We start from the raw sequence: 23228 nt of genomic DNA, 5'->3' as shown, positions 1-23228 counted from the left end.
CCCAGTATGGGGCGCGCGGTGGTCCGGTCCTCGACCGCGCGGTCCATAAACGTTGTTTTGCCCCTACCCAATAATGGTAATCTTGGACGAGGCGCATCCCAATGCGGGGCAACCGCGATTTCGCGCCGGCGCCACAACGTCGGCCCCTAGTCAAGTCAGGTTGTTCAGTACCGCGCGAAGGATGCTGGCGGTTCCCTTGCCTGCCGCCATGACGGGTGCCCGCCCAGCCATCGCTTCCTTAATGCAGTAGAACGCTTGGTGGCTGCTGCTCCTCCAAGCGAAGACGAAGATGTCAGCAGCTTTGGCGAGGCTGGTCAACCGCGCGGTCGCCACCGTGTCAGAGTTCACCTGGACACTGGCGCCAGGGAACATCCTTTCCAAAGCCTGTTTAGCACGCGTACCAGCAGCCTCCGCCAGCGTGTAGATCACGATCATCTTGCCTGCCAAGTCTTGGGCCGGCTTTTCCGCCTCTCTGTCGCCGACGAGCCCCATGGTTTCCAGCGAATCGGAGTCAACCCCAAAGTCGCGGCAGAGGAACTCGAGCGGAAGGGTATCCTGCAGCTTCAAGCGGTGCGCGAAGCTCTTTGCTTGGCTGACCAATCCAAGAAAGAACCGAAGGCGCGACTCACGGGCGTCAACTGACGGTGCCGGAGCGATAGCAAGCATCTCACAGACATCCAGGCCCCATGCGAGATGGGCGTAGGAGCCGACTCGCTCCTGCACGTCTTCCAAATCCCGCAGAAGGGACTGGTACTCTTTCGAAGAGATGCCGATTGCCAGAAGGTGGCCGAAAAGCATCGAGAGCAACTCGAGGTCAGTGCCCGACAAGGCCTCGTCCAACACGACGAGGTCGAACAGGAGGGACAGGACGGCCTTGTTGTGGCCGCTGCCCCCCTGTCCCTGCGCGAAGAATGCACTGTAGATTGCGGGCACTGCCCGGCGCGCCGCTAACGCGGCTTCACCGGAGAGATTTCCGAGGAGGGTGGCGAAGTGGCGGGACAGCGCTTCGTCTCGCCCAAACGCGGTCACGTCCCAAGTCGCGGCTTCCTCCAACACGGAGGTCAACGCGTGGAGGTCCTGTCCGTCCCGTAGGGCTTCCGCCCATGCGACCCACCCGGTCACCCTGGTGTGGCCCGAAGTGCTGCCCCCGTTCCCCTTGGCCGCACGGAGCGCCTGAAGCTTCTCGCGGACCGGTTCTGCCAATCCCTGGAGCAGTGTGGGGGCGGCGGAATCAATCTTGCCGAGGAGCCTAGTACGGGCCTCCTCCGTCCCGATCAGGAGCGCGCAGGAGACGAGGCGCTGGACAGAGCGCCTGTCCAAGGGCAGGCTCAGGAAGAGGGCGAAGGCGCGGTCGAAGTTGCCGTCGTCGAAGGCTTCTTCAGCGGCGGCTGCGTCGGCCTCGGCGTTGACCGGGGTGCCGGCCCCGGTAGCCAGCCCGCTGAACAGGGGGAAAGCCGGGTCGTCCTGCGACAGCAGTTCCAGCAGTTCGGCCAGAACCCCCGCGCTTGGCCGCGGCTGGCAGCGTTCGAACAGCAGGAAAGCCTTGACGACCTGCGGCGTCTTTATGCTGCGGCGAGAGGCTAGGAGGCGCGGGTACACCTTCGCGATCCGCTGCTCAAAGGCCTGGAGCAGGGAAGCGGCATCTCCAGCCTGCTCGATGTCCTCAAGATAGGTCCGGTAGAGTGCCTCAATGATGTCCGAAAGCGTCTGCGGGGGTACCGGGAGGTCGGCAAGCGTCCTGACGAGCCAATGGTCGCGCGCGATCTGCGGCCAGAAGCCGAGGCCAGCCTTGAGCCGAACGTCGAGATACCTGAGGTTCTCTTCATTGAGCCGTCCCGTGTCGCGCATCTCCGCGACCAACGCTTCGGCGCGCGGGCCGTCCTTCACCAGCAACGCGCGCTCGAAATCCGCGCGGATGGCGCCGACCGGCCGGAGGGAGCTCTTGGTCGTGATGGGACGTCGTCCGGTCAATGCGGCATAGGCGGCGATACGTTTTGCGATCCTGGCGTTGGCGGCTTGGTCAGTGCCGGAGAAGCGGTAAACGGCGTTGCCAAAGCGCCGTCGCATGGCCGCCGCCGTGGGATCGTTGACATCGTCTGCCATGGCCGGCGGGTAGGCTAGGTAGCTTGGGCCGAGCCAAGCCGTGAGGTCCGCCTCGAGCTCCGGGCTGCCCCCCGGTTTGCACGCAGTCGCATACCAAGCGATCGTCGTTCCATTCTGGACTAAGGGAAGGATGACGGCCGTTTGTGCACGCTCGTCGCGGAGCGATCGCAGCCAAGGGAGCACCTGATCGAGCATCGCCTGCGGCGCTGTCCGGTCCACCAAACTGTCCCAGTCGAGCTCATTGGGTAGCGAGAAGAAGGTGCGGAGCCAAGTGGCGTTCACGGGGTCAAGGTCGCTGATCATCGTTCCGTCTCGGCATAGGACTCGAAGTTGAGACGCGCTTCAGCCAATGTCTTGACCGTTGTGTCGTAAACCACCATTTCATCGTTCAGCTCGAGGCCGTTGTTGGTCAGGTTCATGGAGCCCGTGAGCAGGCCCCGGTTGAGCAGCACTCCCTTGGTATGCAAGTGCTGGCGTTGGACGACCAGCAGTCGGTCCGAGACACCAGCCTCATCAGCGGCTTCCTCGAGCATGGCGATGAACGCCCCATTGTGCTCGTCCAGGCTGGTCGCGATTCCGAGCGGCGTGCCGCGCGCCATAAGGCTGGTCGCGACCTCGACCAGGCGGACTTGGCGACTCCCCCATTCCGGGTTGACCGAGCCAAACCCGCCTGCCCTGTTGTCGAGCAGTATGAAGTTGCTGATCCAGGGGCTGACGAGCCAAGCCCGTTCACCGCCGGGGGCCAGAAGCTCGCCAAGGAGCATGAGTTGGAGGAGTTCCCGGATCAGGTTCTGGCTTGTCACCGCGCTCTTAAAAATACGACGCGTCTCGAAGGTCATTGGAGCGCCTCCGCAATGTCGACGTCGATGTGGTAGGTATCGCCTGACCGGCGTACGGCCTGCACCCGCGCGAAGACGGAGAGGTAGCCGACCTGGACAGGGTTGGTTGCCAGAAAGTTGAGTGCATCGGCGATCCGTCCGGACGACGCCATCGGACAGGCAAGCGTCACTGAGCCCACCTCGGCAAGACGTGCGAGGCATTGGGCCGGCCACTCCTCATCCTCAAGGGCGATCGTAACCTGCTCCTCCGCTAGATGTCGGGCGAGCAGCAGCGGCTCGGGAGGCGGCAGATCGGTGTAGGGCGAGTAGAGATGGAGGCCTGCTTGCCGGATCTGCGCTCCGCGCGGCCAGAGTAGGCCATAAATGACCCCGAAACGCCACTGGTCGGGATTGATGGTCGGCGTGTCGATACCGGCGAAGGCCAGCGCGGCGTCGATGTCGGTCCGACGCGAGGTCCGGTACGCGACCACACGCGCGTCGAGTTCTACACCGAGCCGTTGCTCCTCGGCTGACCAGTGGCGCATGACATTAAGGAAGAAGGCGTCGCTTTCCCGACTTGAACCCGGCCTCAGCACGCGGTTGAGGAGGGCGACCATGAAGGCGTGGTAGGTAGCGAACCCCTCGGCAGCCAGCGTATCGCGAAGCATCGCGAGGGCGCGGTGACTTTCCGCCGCGCCGCACGCAGAGCGGAAGGCCTCGGCAGCGGCCGCGAGGTCGCCGCCAGGGTTGTCGTGGACGACCTCTTGGAGGAACCGTTGTAACTGATGATCGCTGAGGGCGAAATCGTTGTCACGCAGCGCTGCGGTCATCAGGCTGAAGAAGCGGCGTGGGTCCTCGACGTATTGCCGCAGCACCTCTTCGATCTGGCCGTTTCCGCCAGGCGCGTTCTCGGTGATCCAGATCTCTGCGGGGGCTTGGCCTGCGAGAACGTCATCCGGTTCGCGGGGGCCGGCGTCCAGGTCGACAACCAAGCCTGCGGCATCGATCTCGGGGCAGAGGCTGAGGATGGCGTTGAGGGCGGCCGCGGCAATCGTCGCTGCAAAGCGCTCCCGCAACCATGGCTCCCAATCCACCCCTATGGGCGACCACAGAATTCTTGCGAGGTCGAACAGGCCGGCGCGGACCACCGGGTCGGCGATATGTGCGGCGAGATCCTGCCGGAGCCTGTCCTGCGTGTTGCCTTGGCCGGTAGGGTCATCGACGATCGGCGACTGGAAGAGGATGTCCAGCGTCTCGTTAAGCCCGATTTCAGCGAGACCGTTCTCGAGTCGGGCTGCCGCCTCGTCCATGCCAACGGCGCTTGCCATGGCCTCGTTGCTAATCGCAGCCAGCAGCAGGTGGGCGAGCCATTCGCGGGCGAAGCGGTTGTCGACGGTCGCGAGAGAAGGGCCAACCACTGCCATGTCCTGGAAACGCGCGGTGCGAACGGCCTGCTTGAGAAGGTCGCTTTCCAGACTGGGATCCGACCAGAGGGTATCAGGGAACCGGAGGCGCAGACAGAGGGCGTCAACACCGAGGCTGAACCCCAATGCCGCGTCCCCTTGACGCATTTCGAAGCTGAACTCCTTCCTGCAGGACGTTCCGTCCAGGCGGCGGATCTCTGCGTCGCTGCCGACCGCCATGCGCCGCACCTCGACGGGGCTGGAGTTCTGGTGCGTGTGGAACCGGACATCCGCGATGTGGCGCGCCCAGGGGCAGCCACTTGGCGGCGACAAGATGAGCCCCTCCTGGCGCGCGACCACCTGGGACCGCCACAGGAGACGGGCGTTCGAGGTGTCGGTGAACGTGGAGGGCGGTTGCTGGACCGAGAGCGCGCGCGGCCGGTAGACAGGAAGGCGCACGGCTTGGCTCCCCGCACGGACCTGCCAGTCACCGAGGTGGTCCGCCTGCACGTAAGGCTCGAGCGCGAACCGCTGTGCACGGTTTGGTCCGAGTTGCGGACAGATCCAGTGCCTTTCAAGTGCGTGGCTAATCCCGTACCGGCGCGAGACGCGCCCCGGCGCGTATTCCCGCATCGCCTGGGCGATTGGCATAGCGACGCGCTCGGGCGTCGCGCTGCCCGACTGCCCTAGCACGATCTCGACCTCTGGTAGGTTCAACTCGCTGAAGAGGTTGGCAGGCGCAAATTCGGGCAAGGGCGAGTTGCGCACTTGGTAGTCCGCGCCTGTGTCCCCGAAGGCGCGCCACTCCGTTTCCAGGCGGCGCAAGGCGGTTGGCAGGACTTCAGTCAGGAGGGGCCTTGGGCGGTCCCAGAGCAGCACCTCGACCTCGTCGCGGTCGAGGTGGAGCGACTTGCAAAGATAGTCGGTGTAACGCTCCAAGTGAGCTTCGTCCGCGAGGATCCCGCGCAACAACTCGGCCAGCTTTGCCTGGCGGCCCCGCTGCCTCGCGTGGGTCGCTGGACCACAGAGGTTTGTCCAGACGCTGCCGAGTTCGGTCCTGCCCATAAACAGGCTCAGATAGTCAAGGGTCGCGTAGACCGCCTGCATCCGTTTGACGTATCGGTTTCCGATTGGGAGCGTGCGCGCCGGCACCTCTGGGTCGAACAGCAGGTCGTAGCCCTGATATGCGACACGGTCGCGGCCGTAATCGGAAAGGACCACCACCGTCCAGGGGCGCATCCCGCGCGACCGGCCGGCGCGTCCTTTGCGCTGTAGGAACTGTGCGACGTCATTGGGCGCCTTGTGCTGGATCACGCCGCCGACGAGGGGATCGTTGAAACCGACCTCGAGCGACGCGGTGGCGACGATGATGTCCAGGTTGCTGCCGACGCCGGGATCCATAGACATGACGCGCCCGACCGCCTTCCGGTCGTTAGGCTGAAGAGAGTGCCCAATGTCTACGGCCGCCTGCCAATCCTGGCCATGAAGCTTTCGATGTTCGCTCGCCATGGGGGAACGCAGGACGGCCAAGCCTCCGTTCGGGTGCCGCCTCTGGTCGACGCGCCCATTGCTCAGCCGGCCCTCTGCATCGAGCATGGCGAAGTACATGCGGTTGATGACGTCGAGGTTGTCCGCGAACAGAAAGAGGCGTTCGCCGTATATGCCGCCGCTCTTGCGGGTGCTGGGCGCGTCCAGCATGCGGGACAGGAGCATCGACGCCTGGATGGTGGTCGAGAGCAGGGCGGTCCGTGAAACCGGGTCGCCGCGCAACGCGAGCAGGTACTCAGCTCCTTCGGCGACCATGTCCCGGGAACGCGGCGCGATCTCCTTGGCCGCCTGCCAGCCCAGCCCCGTGAGGCGTGCGAAAAACCTCTCGCCGTCGGCCAGCGTTGCCGACAGACCCACGAAGGCAACCGGGCTGCGCAGCATCCTGCGCCAACGTCGGAGTAGGAAGGCGACCTGCGCTCCGGGTGCCCCTGAATAGGTATGCACCTCGTCGAGCAGCATCATCTCGACCGCGCGACTGCGCCGTTCTCCCAACCCGAAGAGGTGCCGCATGCGGTTGTCGCCCATGCGCTGGTTCAGCATCTCGGTGGTAGTGAAGAGAATGTCTGGGCACTCGCGCTCGAGGCGCTGCCGCGTGAGAATGACTTCGTCACTCTCGATTGCGGCGCCGCATGCCAGGCACACAAGCCGTTCCGTCTCGGCCGAGCGGTCTTGGCTGCGCCACAGCATTTCGCCGTCGCAGTCACCGTCGGGACAGCGGAGATAGTCGCAGATCAGACCTCCCGCGTGGCGACGCCAACCGGCACGCTCCTCGGCGTCGGCGGCATTGTAAGGGGTCGGGCCGAAGAGGGTGCCGATCAGAATCTTCCGGCAGTTCTTGTTGGCAAGGTCGGCGTCGAGACGACGGGCTTGGCCGTACACCTCAGCGAACTGGTCCTTGAGCAGTTCGTTGCGCGGGTAGACGGCCAGAACCTTGACCCAGTGGCTACCAGGGAGGTCGCGGCGGATGTGCGAAGCGATGCGGGAGAGGGCCGGAAGGTAGAAGGCCAGAGTTTTGCCGCTGCCGGTTCCAGCACTAACCAGGGTGCCGATCGAGCGGGGTTGCTCGAAACCGGAAAGGATGCGGGCGGCGGCATCTACCTGGAACTTGGCGAGCTTGAACTCGGTTCCGTAGCTGTCAATCAGCGCTGATAACGTCTCGCGCGCGAAGTTGTCGGGCGTAGCCATCTGGATACGGCTGCGGGCGTCGTCGGCCGACACCTCGCGACGCGGATAGCGCCGGCGCCGCCAACTGAAGCGGAAGTCGGCGACGAGCGTCGGCGCGACCTGCCAGCCGATGGCGCCGCTATGCTTCGGGAAAAGTTGGCGAAGCCTGAAGAACAGGCGCACAGCCTCCGCCATCCTGGACCGGTACCGGGGCTCCCCAATCCGGCCGACGTCGAACAGGAGAGCCCGCTCCCTCAGGGCGCTAATAACCTCGGCAACACTGACGAAACTTAGACCGTCGGCATAGGTCGGGTCGTCGAGCAGAGGGTCGACGAGATCGCTCACCTCGCCCACCGTCAGGAACCCGTCCACCAATCCCCAGGCGAGGAGGCGCGCCTCGCGCTGTTCGATCCTGTCGAGGGCCGCGAGGAGGAGTTCTTCATCCGCTTTCATGTGCGGTCCGCCGATCTGACGCGGTAGCCGTCCGTGCCGCCATTCTCGCGGAGCCACTCCAGCACCGCGGGCGTCAGCAGGTCGAGCGGTGCCCCGCTCACAGATTGCACGGCTTCGAGAAATGACTTCACCTCGGCTGGCACGTTGAAATCGAACACCCTGGCTGCGGCCTCGAGTTCCCCGCCGAGCCTGCGGGCGCGCTCGATTGCCGCCCAGTCTGCGGGCAAGGAATCAAACGCGATCTTGAACTGATGATAAAGGGTTTCGTAAACTCTGAGTGCCTCGGTGTTGGCTTTTGTCTTGGCAAGCTTCGTTTCGATGGCCCCAGGGGTCTCACCGGCGAAGACTACCGACCGATGTCCCTTCCACGCGGCCATAACGGTGTTGGCGAGGTCTCGGCCGGCAGTGTCGATCTGCTCGAGCATTGTCCGCCACGCCTGCCCCTTCTTGAGCGTGGCCGCACGGGGGACGGCAGAGAACTTGGCCTGGATGCCCAAGGCCTTTTTGCGTACTTCCGTAAGGCTGGCGGGTTCCGGGACTACGATGGCGGCTTCCCCCAGAAGCCTCCCTTTTTCCAGCTGAGGGACAAGCCGCGCGGCGCGTACCGCGAGATCGGCCCGAAGGCCCTCGAGCTCGGACGCCTCGGCGACGTCGGCGCCCGTCTGGTGCAGTCGGGTAAGCCGTTCGCGGAGAGCCGCGACCCGTGCCGGCAGTGCCGTGTTCATTGTGCCGCCCCTTCATAGGCTGCTTCGCCCGCGACGGTCACGAGTAAGCCCCTGATCTCTGCGGCAAGGCCAAGGGGGTCGACCTGCCCCCGGCTGGCCTCCTCCCGGGCGACCGCCGCCTCGGTGGCCGCTACCAGATCGGTGGCAAGCTGCAGGAACGTCATGGTGCGGCCGATCAGTCCGACGTCGAGTGCACCCAACGCATTTAGAACCTTCGGGAGTTGCTCGCGGTCGGCCTCGACGATGATCTTGGCCTTGCCGACGAGATCCTTGATCGCACTGCTCTGGAATTCAACCAGTTGCCGCTCGAAGTCACGGATCGGCGTTTTCAAGGCGACCGGCGTACCCGTCGCGCCGATCAGGCGGACGACCTCCTGGAGGTCGGCAACAAAGGTCGTCTTGTCGAAGCCCTCGTCAACATAGGCGCCGATCTCGGCAGTGAACCCCTTCAGCTTGGCCACGACGCCCGTGATCTGGCCCCAGAGCCGTGCCTCGGAGATCGGGCGCACGAAAATCTTGACCTCGTCGGGCAACTGCTCGCTGCCAATCTTCGCCGCTTCCTCGTCGCCAAGCACGTCGAGGAGGCGCACGATGTCGACCGCGAACGGGGTCTTGCCAGTTCCTTGGAAACAGGCCACACGCTCGAGCACTTCCGCTTGGAGCCTCTCGCGTCCAGGCTTCCCCTCAATGGTGGCGCTGGCGTTCGTTCGCAATCGGTCCCAATTATCATCAAAGCCCTGTCCCGCCATGGTCCCCGATGTCGAGAAGAGTGCCTTCAGCACGCTCTCGGGGCTGGATAGGCGTATAGCGGGCTCCAGCCCCATGATCCGTGCCTGCGTGACGAGGGCGCGCCCGAGACCGGCAACCTGCGCTTCCGTGGCCTTGACGAGCAGGGGCACGAGTTGGGCGACAAGGCGGTCGACGATCATGGCGCTCGCGACGTAGTCGTCGTCAGCCTCGGGGTAGGACCAACGCCGATTGTTCAGCACGTAGCGGAACGCCCCGAGCAGGCCTGCCCGGACCGACCCGTCTTCGTCCTTGGCATCCTTGCACACGGCGATGCGGCTGTTCACGTTGCCGCGCGCCTGGGGTATCTCAATCCAGCCCGGAGGCAAGTCGATGGGGCGGATGCGAAGGCTTGGCCAGTCCACGGCGTCCCGGACCATGTCCATGAGTGCCTTGCGGAGTTCGTTCGCGTCCTTCTGCTCGAGCTGGCTCCCCCCAGACCACTTCTCAAGCTTGTAGCGCATGTCTGCGACCTTGGGGTCCTGGGATTGGACCTGTGGCACGTGCGTCAGGACAGGCGTCAGGTAAGTCAGGGACGATAGGTTGTCGGTGGTGCCGGCTCCCCCTTCCCGCGGGCTGAGATCATCGGGACCCTTTTCGGGAACGAAATCGATGTTGGCGATCTCGGCCGGTGTCGGCAGGTGGAAGGCCGTGAAGACCTGCGGGTGGATGTGGGCGATCATTGCGTGATCGGCCGGGTTGCCGCCCCAAACCGCGAGGAGGCTCGAGAGCCGGCGGGCGATGGGTTCCGGCTGGTGCGCTTGCTTAATCCAGCCGGCGAGGCTCGCGTTCGGCCGGAAACTCTGGAACTCACCGGGCGGGAACCCGTGCGCCTCGAAGCTGTCGCGCATGAGGAGCGTAGTCCGCAGGATCTCGTTGATGACGCGGCGCGGGTTGAGCTCCAACCGCCCGCCCTTTTCCAGGTGGCGGGCGGTAAGGAGGTGTATTGCATCGCGATTAAACGGGAAGAGTGCGTCGCCCCTATTGCTGTACCCGAACGCGGCAACGGCCGCACTCCCGGCCTCGTCGAGGGCCTCGTCGCGCCATGACGGCAGCCACCCGGTGAGCGATCTCTCGTCTCCGTGGCGCTGGAAGTGCCGGCGAAGGTCGTCGGTGCCCCACCGCGCCGCGTTGAGGTAGGCGCCCACCATCTCGACCACGGCCGCCTTGATCTCCTCGTCGCTTTGCTGCCGGCCGCCGACCACCCACTCGCGGCGCGCGCGCGTCAGGATCGTGTCCCGGAAACTAAGGTAACCATCGGTGAGCGCCAGCGCGGTGCGCATGGTCGCCCGTACCTTCCTTCCTTCGTACTCCCCTTCCTGGATGCAGACCTTGAGCAGCACCTCCTGGATGCCCGCAAGGGCCGCAAAGTCTTCGACGAGCAGTACGAGGTCCTTTCCGTCTTTGAGCAGCGTCTCCCGGACCGCAAGGATGATGTCCTGAAGCGTGATGCCGCCCGTACTCTGCTCGAGTTGGAAGACGTTGCCGATCGCGGGGTCGATCGCACTGTTCAGCAACTCGATCACCGGCTGCAGACGCTCCGGTCCCACCGAGGAGATGTTCCGCACGTAGTACTGTCTGACCCTTTCGGCCGCCTGGTCAAGGGGGGCTCCATCAGGGAGGCGGAGGTCGGCTGTTGTGAAACGCGAGAGGCTATCCTCCTCGTCCGCATCGCCGTCACGGCCGTTCAGCGCCCGCGCGACGACCCGGGAAAGGACGTTGTCCATGAAATGCTTCTCGAGCGCGGCATCGGTGAAGAGCCGGGGGAGGTCGCCGGCATGGGCGATCAGCGCCTTGAGATGCGCCCGATCGGGATGCTCCCGGAACTCGGCCAGCATCTGTTCGCGCCGTGCTCTCAACGCATTCTCAAGGTGGGCCCTGAAGGTAACGACGGCATCCGTGACGTTGACCTCGGCGACCGCGCGCGAAAGGTCCTGCCGCGGCTTTGCGTAGCGCGGGTCGTCCTTGAGCGGATCAAGGATGAGTTCGACCACCTTGCGCAGGCTGGCGCTCTTCGGAATGCGGATGATGTGGAACCGGTCGCGCATCGCCGAACGCTGCAACTGCGCGTCGAGCCAACGGATAACGTGCGACTTGCCAGCGCCCGACACGCCTGTGACGGGGACGAGGAGGTAGCCGCCGGGCACGTCTTCGGAGGTGAACGCGTCGAGCAGGTCCTGCTCGGTCGCTGGCGCCTCGGCCCCGTTACCCTCGGCGCGCTTCACTAGGAGCGTAGGCTGGTGGACCGCGAGCAGGACCGAGACGTCGGCGGTTTCGGCCTCGTTCTTGATGCAGGCGTTGACCGCATCGGCCTTGGGCCAGTAGCTCGCGGGCATCATTCCCCCTTATCGTCGAGAATACGGCGGACATGCGTCATGCGCCGCCACCGCCGCTGGTTCGCGCCAACCAGGGACACACCGTCCTCGGTGTCGCTTCGCTGTTCAGCCGCGACCAGGCCTTCATGGTCAAGGCGTTTGATCGCTCGCGAGAAGGAGGTCGAGAGCATCCCGTCGGGCGGCGGCGTCCAGCTTGGCCCCGTCAGGGTGCCCTCTACCTGACGTCGGTACGCGCCGCCATCGAAGACCGGCAGCGCCTGAGCCACGCGGTCCACGAAAACCCGCGCAGGAAGCACGCGCTCGTCGCCAAAGATGTCCGGCAGCGCCTCCCGCAATGCGTGGGTCGGGTCCACTGTCACCTGTGGCCCGCCCCGCGCAAATCCAAGATAGATCATCCAGGTTCGCAGGCCGTTCCACCGCGTGTCGTTCTGAAGCATGCATCTGGATTTGTCGGCCACTTGTTTGGCTTCAAGGGCCTGGATTTTGCTGTGTGATCCCGTGTCGAGTGTGTAGACGTCCTGGGCCAGGATCCAGGACAAGCCGCGGCTCAGGTCCGCGCTCTTGTTTTCCTCGGCCTCCCAGAACCGGAGGTTGTTCTCAGGTGCGAGCGCGATCATGCGCATGACCTTCGGGAGGCGCCGTTCCGCGATGTCGGGTGCCTTCCCCAGTTCTGCGCGGTAGGGCTCACGCAAAGTAACCATTGCGCCTTCGGCGGCGAAGAGGCCCAGTTCCGTCCAACGGTTGAGGGTTCGGGTGAGTTGCGCGGGATCAATCGCGTCGACGCCGAACCCACATGAGAGAAGAAGTTCATCACGCGGCCTGGGACCGAAACGGACGAGCGCGCGGACCAAGACCACAGCGACATTGAATAGCCCGTCGCTCGGCATGTTGAGGATGCTCATCGGCGTGCCCCGGCTTTGAACTGGTCGAATGAGAGGACGTTGGTCCCAGTCTCGGCCAGTCGCCGGCCCGGGTGATGGGGATCGGGTGCCGCTGGGGGCACCAGGATGACGTGCAGTGGCCTCTCGAGCAGGAGGAGGTGCTCGGGCATCGGACCTGAGGCGAGGAGCGAGGCGCGGGCGACGCGGTATGCAGTGGGGCCCGTGGCCTCCTCCTCGTCGGTCGATTGCACGAAGAGGATGCCATCGCGGGCGTTCCGGTGGAGGAGTGTCAGTCCCTCGAGGCCGCGCATGGCGTCGGGGACCGCGATCTCCCGAATGCCGAAGGTCGACACGAGGTCCGCAAGGATTGCGACGACCTCCGCCGCTTTCAATGTACCCGGCAGCGGCAGCAAAACCGGGGCGGCGGCGTCAAGGTGGGGGAACCGTTCCTGGAACAGGCGGGTGTCACAGGGTTCCACGCCCTCGATGCCGAACGAGGCCGGCTCGGCGTAGCGGACGTTGGGCCCGTCCCTCCTGCGGTCGACCGAACAGCCGCCACAGGCGCGCGACACCACAACGGTACGGCGTGGTGCGTGGCTCGTATAGAGTTCATGGAGCAGGTCGGAGACCTCGGCCGCGCCACTGAGCAGCCTGTCCAAAAGGCCGCGGCCGGCCTCGGCGGCCTTGAACGAGCGTTCGCGCTCGGCGCTGATACGCACGTCAAACGCGTCCCGGTTACGATGGGTAACCTCGGAGACTTGGACGACCGCACGCGTGAAGTATCGGGCCCAGTACAGATCGGCACGCAGTTCATAGGCCGCCTCGGCCTCACCCTCCTGCCGCGCAAGCGTTTCAGGTGGGAGCGACCGCAGTTCGAGCATGTTTGCACGAGCCATCATGATCAGCGTGCGCATGTTCCAAGCGGCATTGTAGTCGGTCTCGCGGTTGAGCCGGGGCGGAACAACGCTGAGGTTGACCTCGAGCAGGGTCCCCATCGGGTCGAGCGCCCTAGCACTGCCCGACATTGCCGACCATCGCTCAAACCCGAGTTCCTCGCTGATGAGAGAAGGAGCGGCCAGATTATCGGCGATCTCCCGGTCCACGGCGGAGTAGATCAGCAAGGAGGCGGACGCGCGACCGTCACGGCCACCGCGCCCAACCTCCTGGTAGAAACGGTCGAGCGTCTCTGGGACCGTCGCGTGGATCACGGTACGGACATCGCGCTTGTCGATGCCGACGCCGAAGGCCGATGTCGCCACGATGATGTCGAGACTGTTCCGCGCCCATTGGTCGACGATTCGCCGACGGTCAGCGTCGTTGGTTTCGCCATGGAAGCACTCGGACCGCGCAAAGCCGGCACGACGCAAGCGGGTCAGCCAATCACGGGCGTCGTCCCGCTTCGTCACATAGAGGATGCAGGGGCGTGGCGCGTGCCGAACGGCCTCCAGGATCTTCGCTGCCTTCGCGTCCTCGTCGTCCTCCCTGTGCATCCAATACTGCGGTTCCGGACGCAGGTGGATCGAGGAGACCATTTGGACGGTCTCGGCTGGGCCGAACAGTGTGTCGAACGTAGCGACGGTGTCAGGCGCCAGGGTGGCAGACATCAACACGGTCTTGAACGGTACCGCCCCGCATGCGCCCAGCAAGCCCCGCCGAACGCCTGCGAGCATCTGGAATGCGGGCCGGAAGCCATCACCCCACTGGCTGACGAGGTGCGCCTCGTCGACGACGAGATAGGCGAGCAATCCGTCCCGCGCAGCGTCGTAGAGCGCCGGGAGCAACGCTCCGGTCACACCCTCCGGGGAGGAATAGAGGATGCCTTGCGTCCCTTGACGGATCGCCGACTTCACGGCGGACCGCTCGTCGTCGGTCAACCCCGCATGCCAAGCAAGCGTTGGAATCTCAAGGCGCGGATGTCGGTCCTTCAGTAGGCTTTCCATCTGCCGCGCTTGATCGAGCGCGAGTGCGGTCGTCGGCACGACGCAGATGGTGAGCGGGCCTTCCAGGCCCCGCGTCAGCACGGGTGCCTGAACCACGAAGCTCTTGCCCGACCCTGTAGGGAGGGAGACGACAAGTGTCTCGCCGGGCGGCAAGAGGAAAGCGCTGCGCACCGCCTCGCGCTGGCCCGCGGACATGTAGGTGGTGAAACCGCTTGCCTCCGCGAGGAAAGGGTCGATCGCACGGCGCCGGTCGATGCGGACGTCCCGTTCCGCGAAAGCGTCCTCGAAAAGGGGGGTGTCCTCGGCGTCCATCCACGCAGGCGCCCAGGCAACCGCTTCGATCAGGTATCGTGCGACGGCGACTGACTGCGCGCGGACGCCGAAACGGGCCCAGTCGTCGCGGGAGGGCCAATCCCCATCCGCTGGGACCCGCAGGCGGGCCGTCGCGCCTGTTTGGAGGGTACGGCGGCGAAGGGCATGCCGGAGGAGCGACATCAAGTCGGAGAAACGCGCGGGCCTCCCCAATGGCTGCGCCTGGAACAGGATTTGCCGGATCCTATCGAATACGCCGTCGGCGCCGCGCGCCGGCACCGGCGTGAGCGGCCAACCCTCAAGGACGTCGTGCAGCGTCTCGAAGTCGAGCGACGCCATCAGTCCCGCCTGTCCACCGTGGCGGTTGCTGCCGCGTCACCGCACACAAAACTTGCGACAACCGCGTCCACCATGATTGACGGCGAGGCGATCCCCTGGCTGAGCGCTGCCGAGAGATCGCGCTCGAGTGCCCAATCCGCTTGGTCGGTGGGTAGTCCTCGCCGATCTGCGCGGGCGTGCAAATGTCCAAGGCGCTCCTGGTCAACACGATTGGACCGCAACAGTGCCCCCTTGATAAGATCGCGGAACGTGGGTAGGTCGCCCAGCACCTCTTCGGCGCGCCTGCGCGCCGCTTGGCAGGTGGCCGGCCAATCCGTCAGTTGCGGCAGGCCCAGCCGCGCGATGTTCCGCCAACGACTGGGGTTGAGGTTGTAATCCCGACCGCCCTGGGGCTGCGCTTCGGGGCGATAGGGAAGTACCAGCCTCGCTAAATCAGCTTCGTCCGTGACTGGCTCGAGTTCCTGGTCAAGCCATATTGTCTGGAAAGTTGGCGGAAGGGCCATGTCTCCTCTCCGCTTGATTGCAGCCTGCGCCGAATCGCTCAACTTCCCGGCGCCCGCCAAGACGGCACGCGCGCAAGTGAGGTCTGGCTCGACGATGAAGTCGAAGCGGAAGTACAAGTGTGCGGTTCCCTCGGTCCGGAGGCCGGGAAAGAAGCGCCAGAATGCCGTCGACCGCCCACGGTCGTCGTCCTGTGTGAGGTTCCACATACCGGTGATGAAAGGGTCGCCGTACCGCAGGAGGCGGGCATGGGCGGCTCTGCCCTCCCGGCTGAGTGCGGTCTTGCGCCGGTAGGTCAGCGGGACAGTCTTCAACACGCGCCCGCGCTTGCCCATCGACGCCTTGTCGATCGACGTCGCGCAGCGTTCATAGAAGGTTTCAAGCGGCACCAGCGTATGTGGCTGGTGCGTTATGTACCTATAGGAGAACGGATCAGCCTCGGCTCCAGAACGGCCCATGTCCGCTTGGCCGTCGACACGGCTGAACTGGAGGTTGAACTCGATCCACGCGGAGGCGGCGTGGTCGAGCTCACGCCAATCGTCATCCACCTCTGCAAGCGCGTCCAGCGTGTCAACCGGCGGGGCGCCCAGCGCATCCAAGGCGTCCTGCTGGTCGAGGTTGCGGATCTCACGCTCGATAGTGCCGTCCTCACCCGCGCTCGACTGGGTAAGGTCGGTGACCGCTTCGGCGCCCTCGCGGAACAACGCTCCGCAGAGGCCGCGGGTTGTCTCCTCAATGAGGTATTGGAGGCTGGCGACCGAACGGTCGAACACCCGCAGGGCACGATCGAGATAGTCCACCCAAGCGGTCTCGAACGGGTTGTCGCGGCAGACTAGGACAAGCGAGCGGACGGCGTCTCCAGAGCCGTAGCGGTCGGCGCGCCCAAGTCGCTGCTCCACGCGATTCGGATTGAGGGGCAGATCGTAATGGACGACCGTCTTGCGGCCGCCCTGCAAATTTAGCCCCTCCTCGGCCCGGCGGTCGCAGACGAGGAGGGGGCGTCCGGTGTCGCTGTTGAAGGCGAGCCAGTCTTCCTTGCCAGGATCATGACGGTCCACGGGGACGCCGAGCCGTTTATGGAGCAGCGCAGCCAGGGCATCCGCGGTTTCGCTTTCCGAGCAGAAGACCACGAATTGCTGCTTCGGCCTGAGATTTTTCTTCAGCGCCTCGACTAGGGCATCCGCGCGAGCATCGAATGCCTCACGCCCGGACAGCCGGCGATTGATCGTCGCAAACCTCTCGATGTCGCCGACCAAGTCCGCACGCCGCGCCAAACCGCCGACTGTCCCGCTCCCTGAGCAGGCATACTCCGCGATACGGTCCAGGACCTGGAGGAAAGCCGTCCCCCGCTCCACGTGCGCGCCACCGTCGTCGGCCGCCGTCGACTCGTCGAACCGCCATGCCTCCGCCGCTTCACAGGCCCTTGCAGTCGCGGGACATCCATATTCAATGCGGGTCGCGCCCGATCGGCCGGGCGTCAAGCCGACGATGGTACGACGCCGGTGTCTTAAGATGCGGCGGTGGAGGCGATAGATCTCGCCCACATGCGCGCGGACCCGCCCGATTGCCGCGACGAGGTCCGGGTCGTCCTCTGAGGGCAGGCGGTTCGCGATCTCCCGTAGGGCGGTGACATGCTCCTGGAGCAGTCGGTCGTCCGCAAACAAGGCTGTGAGTTCGTCCAGCGTGGGGTCAAGGTAGAGAACATTCTCGGGGGCCAACCCAGCGACGATGCCCGCGAGCACTTGCCGGTTCTCGATGCGGCGGCGGAGTCCAGCCTCGTCGTCCAATGGGTAAGTGTCGGGGTCCAGGAGGTGGAGTATCTCCAGAAAACCCCGCTCGTTATGGAGCGCGGGCGTCGCCGAGAGCAATAACACGCGTTCGATGTCCGGCGCCGCGGCGGCGACGTCCGCATATAGCGCCCCCTCAGGCCCCGCGGGCTTGCCTGTCAGGTGGTGCGCTTCGTCGATGACCAGCATAGACGCGCCGCGGAGCAGGGACTTGATGCGTTCATGGCCGCTGAGTGGCAGCACGTGGATGAGCTTGTCCAAGCAATGGCCAAGGAAAAACTTGGATACGAGTTCAGTACGCCACTGGGCTTCCAGCGCGTCTGGTACGATCACCACGATCATCCCGTGGCCGCCGAAGTCGAGGACGCATTGCCGGATTAAGACGCCGGCTTCGACCGTCTTGCCGAGCCCCACCTCATCCGCTAGCAGGTATCGCTGCACAGGATCCTGTAGGACACGGCGGACTACCTCGATCTGATGTGCCTCGAGTTCCACGGCAGAGGAAGCGAGCGCGGACATACCCATCGTCACGGCGCGCTGGGCCATGATCGAGCGGACGAACCCGCTACGCCCATCGGCGAAATGCGGCGTTTCGTTGATCCGGCTAGCAAGGAAGGGCGTTGGATCAGTGATTGGACGTGCCCAGCGGACGAACACCTCACTGGCAGGCAGCAGACGGTCTGAGCCGTTCGGAAATCTAACGTGCAGACGATCTTCCAAATCCTCTAGAAGTCGTCCGATCTCCCAAGCTCCAGTTCTTGGATTGAAATAGTAAAGGCGCGTCTGCCCGGGAAGCGTAATCGGTTCAATCTCACTAGTATGGTAGGTGTGTAATATTCCGTCTGCAAACGGCGCGTCAAAATACTCGACTGTGCAGGATTGGCCATGCTGATGGATGAGCTTCCCAATGCCGAGCGAAGCGTTTTCACCGATGCGGGCTTTTACAAACACAGACTTCTCCCACGCCGTCGTTTCGCACGAAATGGCTGCCTCAGTACATTGCGAGTTTACCCAATCCGCTGTGGTATTTAGCTACGTGCAGGTTGGGCAAGAACTGCGCCGGCAGCACGGCTCCCGCATCGGAGCGCATCCAAACCGATTGAGTAATCACATTTCTCATCATCGCTCGGTAAAATTGCCACTTTATATCCGCTCTAGTAGCATGTCTCAATGCAACGCGCAATCGGCGCGGTGAGTGCCTGACGTGGTGTGGCGTCGATCGGAACTGGCCCGGCTCAATAAATGTCGATTGACTTGCGCACAAGGTGCTGAGTGATGCAAAAAGCATTCTCCCTCCGTGGTCTTCCTGGCCTGCGAGCAAGCCTGCGCCTGCCACCGACTTTCCTGTGCCGCCCACTCAACCTCTGCTTGGCTGCGCATGATTTGAAAGAACCGCTGATCCAATGCCACCCCTTCACAGCGGGATTGCGGCCTTGTGTGTGTCATACCGGCCAGCGGAGGCGCTGACTCACTGAAGGGGACTCCCAAGTCGAGCGAACGATGATTCGATTCCTCATTTCGATGGGAAAGAGCGGATGGCAGCGGCGTTGACGTTCCGGGAAGACCTGAACACCAGCGAGTCGCGCGCCTCGGCGCGGCGGGAGCGAAGAAGGCGGGTGGCGGCACGGATGTTCGCCATCGCCCATGCTCTTGATGGAATGAGCCGAGGTGAGGCAGCGCGTCCGGCCGGCATGGACCGCCAAGCCCTGCGCAATGCGGTGGTGCGGTACAACGCTGAGGGTGTGGCCGAACTGAGTGGTCGTCCGCCACCCGGTCGGCGGGAATGGCTGAGCGAGGGTGAATTGGCGATGCTCAAGGCGATGGTCCTCGTCGGCCGCGATCCCAAGCGGCAAGGCTGCGAGGAGTGGACCCTGCCGATCTTGTGCGAGGTGATCGCCGAACGCTTCGCCAAGACGCTGCATCCAGCCAGCCTGTCGCGCATTGTGCGGCGGTCAGGGCTGTTGACGCAGAAGACACGGCCCCGTCACCCGCAGTCCGACGCCAAGGCGCAAGCCGCGTTCCAAAAAAGGGGCTGCGCGAAGCCCTGAAGGCCGCGGCGGCCGCACACCCTGACCGCCGCCTCCAGCTCTGGTTCCAGACAAAGCCTGCATTGGTCAGAAGGGCCGCACCACGCATTTCTGGTGGGAGCGCGGGCAGTGTCCGGCCGGGCTGTGCGACAAGCGCTTCACCTCCGCCTACCTCTACGCCGCCGTCTCCCCGGCCAGCGGCGCCGACTTCGCGCTGGTAATGCCGACCGTCTCCACCGCCGCCATGAGCCTGTTCCTGGACGGCTTCTCCAGGAGCCTGGAACCGGACGTCCACGCAGTGCTCGTGCTCGACCAGGCCGGCTGGTATGGAGCGCGGGCGCTGGTCGTGCCGGACAACGTTGCGTTCGTGCCGCTGCCGCTTACAGTCCCGAGTTGAACCCGGTCGAGTGCGTCTGGCTGCACCTGCGCGAGCGCTTCCTCTCCCATCGGCTCCTGGACGACTACGACGCCGTCGTCCAGGCCTGCTGCGACGCCTGGAACACCCTCACCGCCACACCAGGGCGTCTCAGCTCCCTCACCAGCTACCCATGGCTCCCATTTGTCATTGTTTAGGCTCGGCGGTGTCAGTCTGCATGCCGGGGAAGTACATTTTTCCGTTAGGCCCAAGGTGTTTGGTTTCGGGTGTGTGATCGGGGTGCCAAGGGGCAGGAGGGAGCCGCATTTCTTGGACTTCTGCGGCCTCGATGTTGTGGACCACGTACAGGCAGTCCAATGAACCGTTCTTCCGGGCCACCCGCCTCTCTGTACTGCCCGATTGGCCGGCTTGAATGTGCCATCCGACTGTGCCATCTCTGTGCTGTTGTTTGGCGCCGAGACCGTGGTGAGCCAATGCTGGCAAGGGTTTCAGGAGATGTCAGTTGGGGGTCCTAGTCCCCCAACCAACCTCTCCAAACGGCTAGCACTTCAAGAGCTTACGGGCAGCGCGCACCCCGCAACGCCGAGCGTGGCGACGCTGGCACACCTCTCCCTCCGTTCCGGTGTCTGGTACTGGCGACGGCGCTGACCGCGCGCTCTTTCCTGCGGCGATCACCGGACGACATACGAGTTGTCGCTCAAAAACGGGCGACCGACGCATGTGGAGTGCCGCCCGAAACCGAGGTGGTAAATCACCGACAGTTGGGCACTCCACATGGCCACCATGATGATTGTCCTTCGTTAGGGAAACAGAGATCCGTATCGGCACGCCAGCCAAGTCGGGGCGCAGCCGATAGAACGTAGTTTCCTAATGTCTAATGGATTTGCTTGCGATCCGAACAGGCAGGGGCCAGAGTGGCTCCATCGGTGATGCGGCACTGACGACAGGATTGACGCGGCATCCCGCCACCGCTCGCGGAAGGGTGAGCAGGGTAGGGGTGCGGCCACGTCCATATCGCGGTTGGCCTCAAGGGAGCACATCGGGGAGACGCTGTTGGATCGCACGGCGACCATGGTTCGAAGACTGGTGGCGGGCCTGCTCATGCTGGCCGCGCTGGTTGCCGCCGCCGGTTCGGGCTCCGTCAAGGCGTTTCCCGGTGCGGCCTTCGCCCAGAGGTCGGAGGTGGTCACCGCGGTGGCGGACCAGCGGCAAACCATCGTGCAGGAGTTCGTGTCTACCGCCCGTGACGCCGAGCGGCCCTGCGGCCGCAACGGGAACGCGCCCGGTCTGGCGCGGTGTTCCACGGTTCAATGCATCACGGTCTGCGGCGGCCTGCCCACGGCCGCATTCGCTATTCCTCCGCCCTCCGCGGACGCCGACGCGCATGGCTTCGTGACCGACGACCCGTCGCGCGGCATCTCCACCACTCCGGACCTGCCTCCGCCGCGTCCGTCCGCCTGAGCGGTCACGGAGCCTTCTACGCGAACGGGCATTGCCTGTCTCGCCATTGCCTTTCGTGACCGGATCGCCGGACACCGCCGCCCGCAGGGCGCGGTGCCCGTTGGCTCGACCCTGCTCACGGACCATGACATGCTCTCCTTTCTGATGCGGCGCCACGTGCTGGCGTCGATCGCGGCGACCCTCGTCGCCATGCTGGCTCCGGCCTCCGCCGACGCGGCCGCCGGACCGGTCTCGGCAAGCCAGGCATCGCACACGCAGATCCTGTCCCCGGTGAATGCCACGGGTGACCTGGAGACGGTTCCCGCCGGATTGCGCATCCTCCTGGAGGACGGGTGGAAGACCTACTGGCGCAGCCCTGGGGACGCAGGCATTCCGCCCCAGATGGACTGGACCGGCTCGACGAATGTCGCTTCGGTCGAGGTGCACTGGCCCGCGCCGCACCGGTTCTCCACCCTCGGCATCGAGACCCTCGGCTACAAGGGCGAGGTCGTCCTCCCCCTCGAGGTGAAGCCTGAACGGCCGGGTGACCCCATCTCGCTGCGCGGCACGGTCGACCTGCTGGTGTGCAGCGACATCTGCGTCCCGGCCGCGCATCAGGTCCGGCTGGACCTTCCCGCCGGTACGGCGGCGGCCGATGCGGATGCCGGAAACCTGATCGCCCGGTTCACCGCCCAGGTCCCCGGCGACGGAAGCGCCTCGGGACTGGCCGTCGAGCGGGTCTGGGCCGACACGGCGCAGAATACGCTGGCCGTCCGCGTGACATCGGTCACCGCGCCATTGACGGAGCCGGATGTCTTCATCGAGGGCGGCGACTGGGCGTTCGGCAAGCCCGATGTGGCGTTCGAGGGTGGTGGGAAAGCGGCAATTCTGACCGTGCCGATCGCGGCGGGGCCCGACCCCGTCACCCTGCCGGGCAAGCCGCTCACCGTGACGGTCGTCGACGGCGGGCGGGCCGTCGAGGCCCCCGTCACCGTGTCGGCCGAGGCGCCCGCGGTCGCCGGCCGCATGGCCGATCTCCTACCGTTTCTGGCGGTGGCCCTCCTGGGCGGCCTCGTGCTCAACCTGATGCCCTGCGTGCTGCCGGTGCTCTCCCTCAAGCTGATGTCGGTCATTCGGCAACAGGGGCAGGAACTTCGCCGGGTACGGCTGGGCTTCCTGGCGACGGCGGCGGGCGCCATCGCCGCCATGCTCGTCCTGGCGGGCACCTTGGCCGCCTTCAAGGCAGCGGGCGGGGTGGTCGGCTGGGGCATGCAGTTCCAGCAGCCCGTCTTCATCGCCGCCATGGTCGTCATCCTGCTCGCCTTCACCGCCAGCATGGCGGGTGCCTTCGAGATCCGGCTTCCGTCATCGGTCATGACCGTGCTGGGTGGTGTCGGCGGCAATGGCTTGGCCGGGCACTTTGCCATGGGGGCTTTCGCAACCCTGTTGGCGACGCCCTGCTCGGCGCCGTTCCTCGGCACCGCCGTCGGCTTCGCGCTGGCCCGCGGTCCGCTCGAGATCCTGGCTGTGTTCGGCGCGCTCGGCGTCGGGCTCGCCAGCCCCTATTTGCTCGTGGCGGCCTTTCCCGGTGCGGTCCGGTTGCTGCCGCGGCCGGGGCGGTGGATGGGAGCCCTCCGCCACCTGCTCGCCCTGGCTTTGGCCGGGACGGCGGTCTGGCTTCTCACGGTCCTCGCCGCCCAGACCTCGGTCGCCGTGGCCGGGAGCATCGCGGCGGCCGCCACCCTCGCCATCGCCGCCATGACGCTCGCCATGCGCGGCGGTCGGAACCTGCGCCTTGCGGCCGTGCCGGTCGCGGTGGCGGCGCTTGCCGGAACACTGGCCATCCCGGCCTTCCTCGGCCACCGCGCGATGGCGGCGCCGGACGCTGCGGCGTCTTCGGCCCAATGGCGGCGATTCGACCAGGCGGACATCGGCAAGCTGGTCGCCCAGGGCCAGACCGTCTTCGTCGACGTGACCGCCGACTGGTGCGTCACCTGCATCGTCAACAAGAAGATGGTGGTCGAGCGCGAGCCGGTGGCGGGCGCCCTGTCGGCCGATGGCATCGTGGCGATGAAGGCCGACATGACCAGCCCGGACGCGGCCATCATGACCTACCTCGCGCAGCACGGCCGCTACGGTATCCCCTTCAACGTGGTCTACGGCCCCGGCGCGCCGCATGGCGTCGTCCTGCCCGAGGTGCTGTCCGAGGACGCCGTCCTCGACGCCCTCCGCAGGGCCCGGTCGGCCGGGTAAACGGGCCCATCGGTGACGGGAGCGGTCAAGCGGCCT

Annotated in this window: 12 protein-coding genes; 4 read left to right on the top strand and 8 right to left on the bottom strand. The window is 65.3% G+C overall.

What is annotated here, in order from left to right:
• Positions 1–150: 150 nt before the first annotated feature.
• From dpdD to dpdE, 8 genes are read right to left on the bottom strand one after another with little or no spacing between them, the layout of a single operon-like run.
• Positions 151–2406: a protein DpdD gene (gene dpdD / locus TSO5_RS18895; RefSeq protein ID WP_109152999.1), complete on the bottom strand. Its 2256-nt coding sequence runs from the start codon at positions 2404–2406 to the stop codon at positions 151–153.
• The gene (dpdK, locus tag TSO5_RS18890) at positions 2403–2942 is read right to left on the bottom strand and encodes a phospholipase D-like domain-containing protein DpdK (protein ID WP_158282452.1); all 540 of its coding nucleotides are present in this window, start codon (positions 2940–2942) and stop codon (positions 2403–2405) included. Before dpdK ends, dpdD begins: the two co-directional genes overlap by 4 nt.
• Positions 2939–7489, bottom strand: coding sequence for a protein DpdJ (gene dpdJ / locus TSO5_RS18885; RefSeq protein ID WP_109152997.1), 4551 nt, complete (start codon positions 7487–7489; stop codon positions 2939–2941). Before dpdJ ends, dpdK begins: the two co-directional genes overlap by 4 nt.
• Complete coding sequence (locus TSO5_RS18880; protein WP_109152996.1) at positions 7486–8214, bottom strand: hypothetical protein; 729 nt, start codon at positions 8212–8214, stop codon at positions 7486–7488. Before TSO5_RS18880 ends, dpdJ begins: the two co-directional genes overlap by 4 nt.
• Positions 8211–11339 carry a protein DpdH gene (gene dpdH, locus TSO5_RS18875; RefSeq protein ID WP_109152995.1) on the bottom strand — a complete coding sequence of 1043 codons (3129 nt, stop codon included), beginning with the start codon at positions 11337–11339 and terminating at the stop codon, positions 8211–8213. The genes TSO5_RS18880 and dpdH overlap by 4 nt, the downstream gene beginning before the upstream one ends.
• A complete protein-coding gene (gene dpdG, locus TSO5_RS18870; RefSeq protein ID WP_109152994.1) occupies positions 11336–12238 on the bottom strand; it encodes a protein DpdG in 903 nt (300 codons plus the stop codon). Before dpdG ends, dpdH begins: the two co-directional genes overlap by 4 nt.
• Positions 12235–14808 (bottom strand): protein DpdF, encoded by a 2574-nt coding sequence (gene dpdF, locus TSO5_RS18865; RefSeq protein ID WP_109152993.1) that lies wholly within the window; start codon positions 14806–14808, stop codon positions 12235–12237. The genes dpdG and dpdF overlap by 4 nt, the downstream gene beginning before the upstream one ends.
• Entirely contained in the window at positions 14808–18047 is a 3240-nt protein-coding gene (gene dpdE, locus TSO5_RS18860; protein ID WP_146203806.1) for a protein DpdE, read from the bottom strand. Before dpdE ends, dpdF begins: the two co-directional genes overlap by 1 nt.
• Positions 18048–18631: 584 nt before the next feature.
• Here dpdE and TSO5_RS18855 point away from each other — a divergent pair.
• The 4 genes from TSO5_RS18855 to TSO5_RS18840 all read left to right on the top strand — a co-directional run bounded on the left by TSO5_RS18855 (position 18632) and on the right by TSO5_RS18840 (position 23192).
• Entirely contained in the window at positions 18632–19144 is a 513-nt protein-coding gene (locus TSO5_RS18855; RefSeq protein WP_109152991.1) for a winged helix-turn-helix domain-containing protein, read from the top strand.
• A 199-nt stretch (positions 19145–19343) separates the two neighbouring features.
• Complete coding sequence (locus TSO5_RS32750) at positions 19344–19520, top strand: hypothetical protein (protein ID WP_158282451.1); 177 nt, start codon at positions 19344–19346, stop codon at positions 19518–19520.
• Positions 19521–20552: 1032 nt separating this feature from the next.
• Entirely contained in the window at positions 20553–20960 is a 408-nt protein-coding gene (locus TSO5_RS18845) for a hypothetical protein (protein WP_146203805.1), read from the top strand.
• Positions 20961–21089: 129 nt separating this feature from the next.
• The gene (locus TSO5_RS18840; RefSeq protein WP_247870826.1) at positions 21090–23192 is read left to right on the top strand and encodes a protein-disulfide reductase DsbD domain-containing protein; all 2103 of its coding nucleotides are present in this window, start codon (positions 21090–21092) and stop codon (positions 23190–23192) included.
• The last annotated feature ends 36 nt before the right edge of the window (positions 23193–23228 follow it).

It is taken from the genome of Azospirillum sp. TSO5 (genome assembly GCF_003116065.1).
Lineage (GTDB): Bacteria > Pseudomonadota > Alphaproteobacteria > Azospirillales > Azospirillaceae > Azospirillum.
Note: the sequence above shows the minus strand (reverse complement) of the source record. Positions and strands in the feature narration are given on the sequence as shown.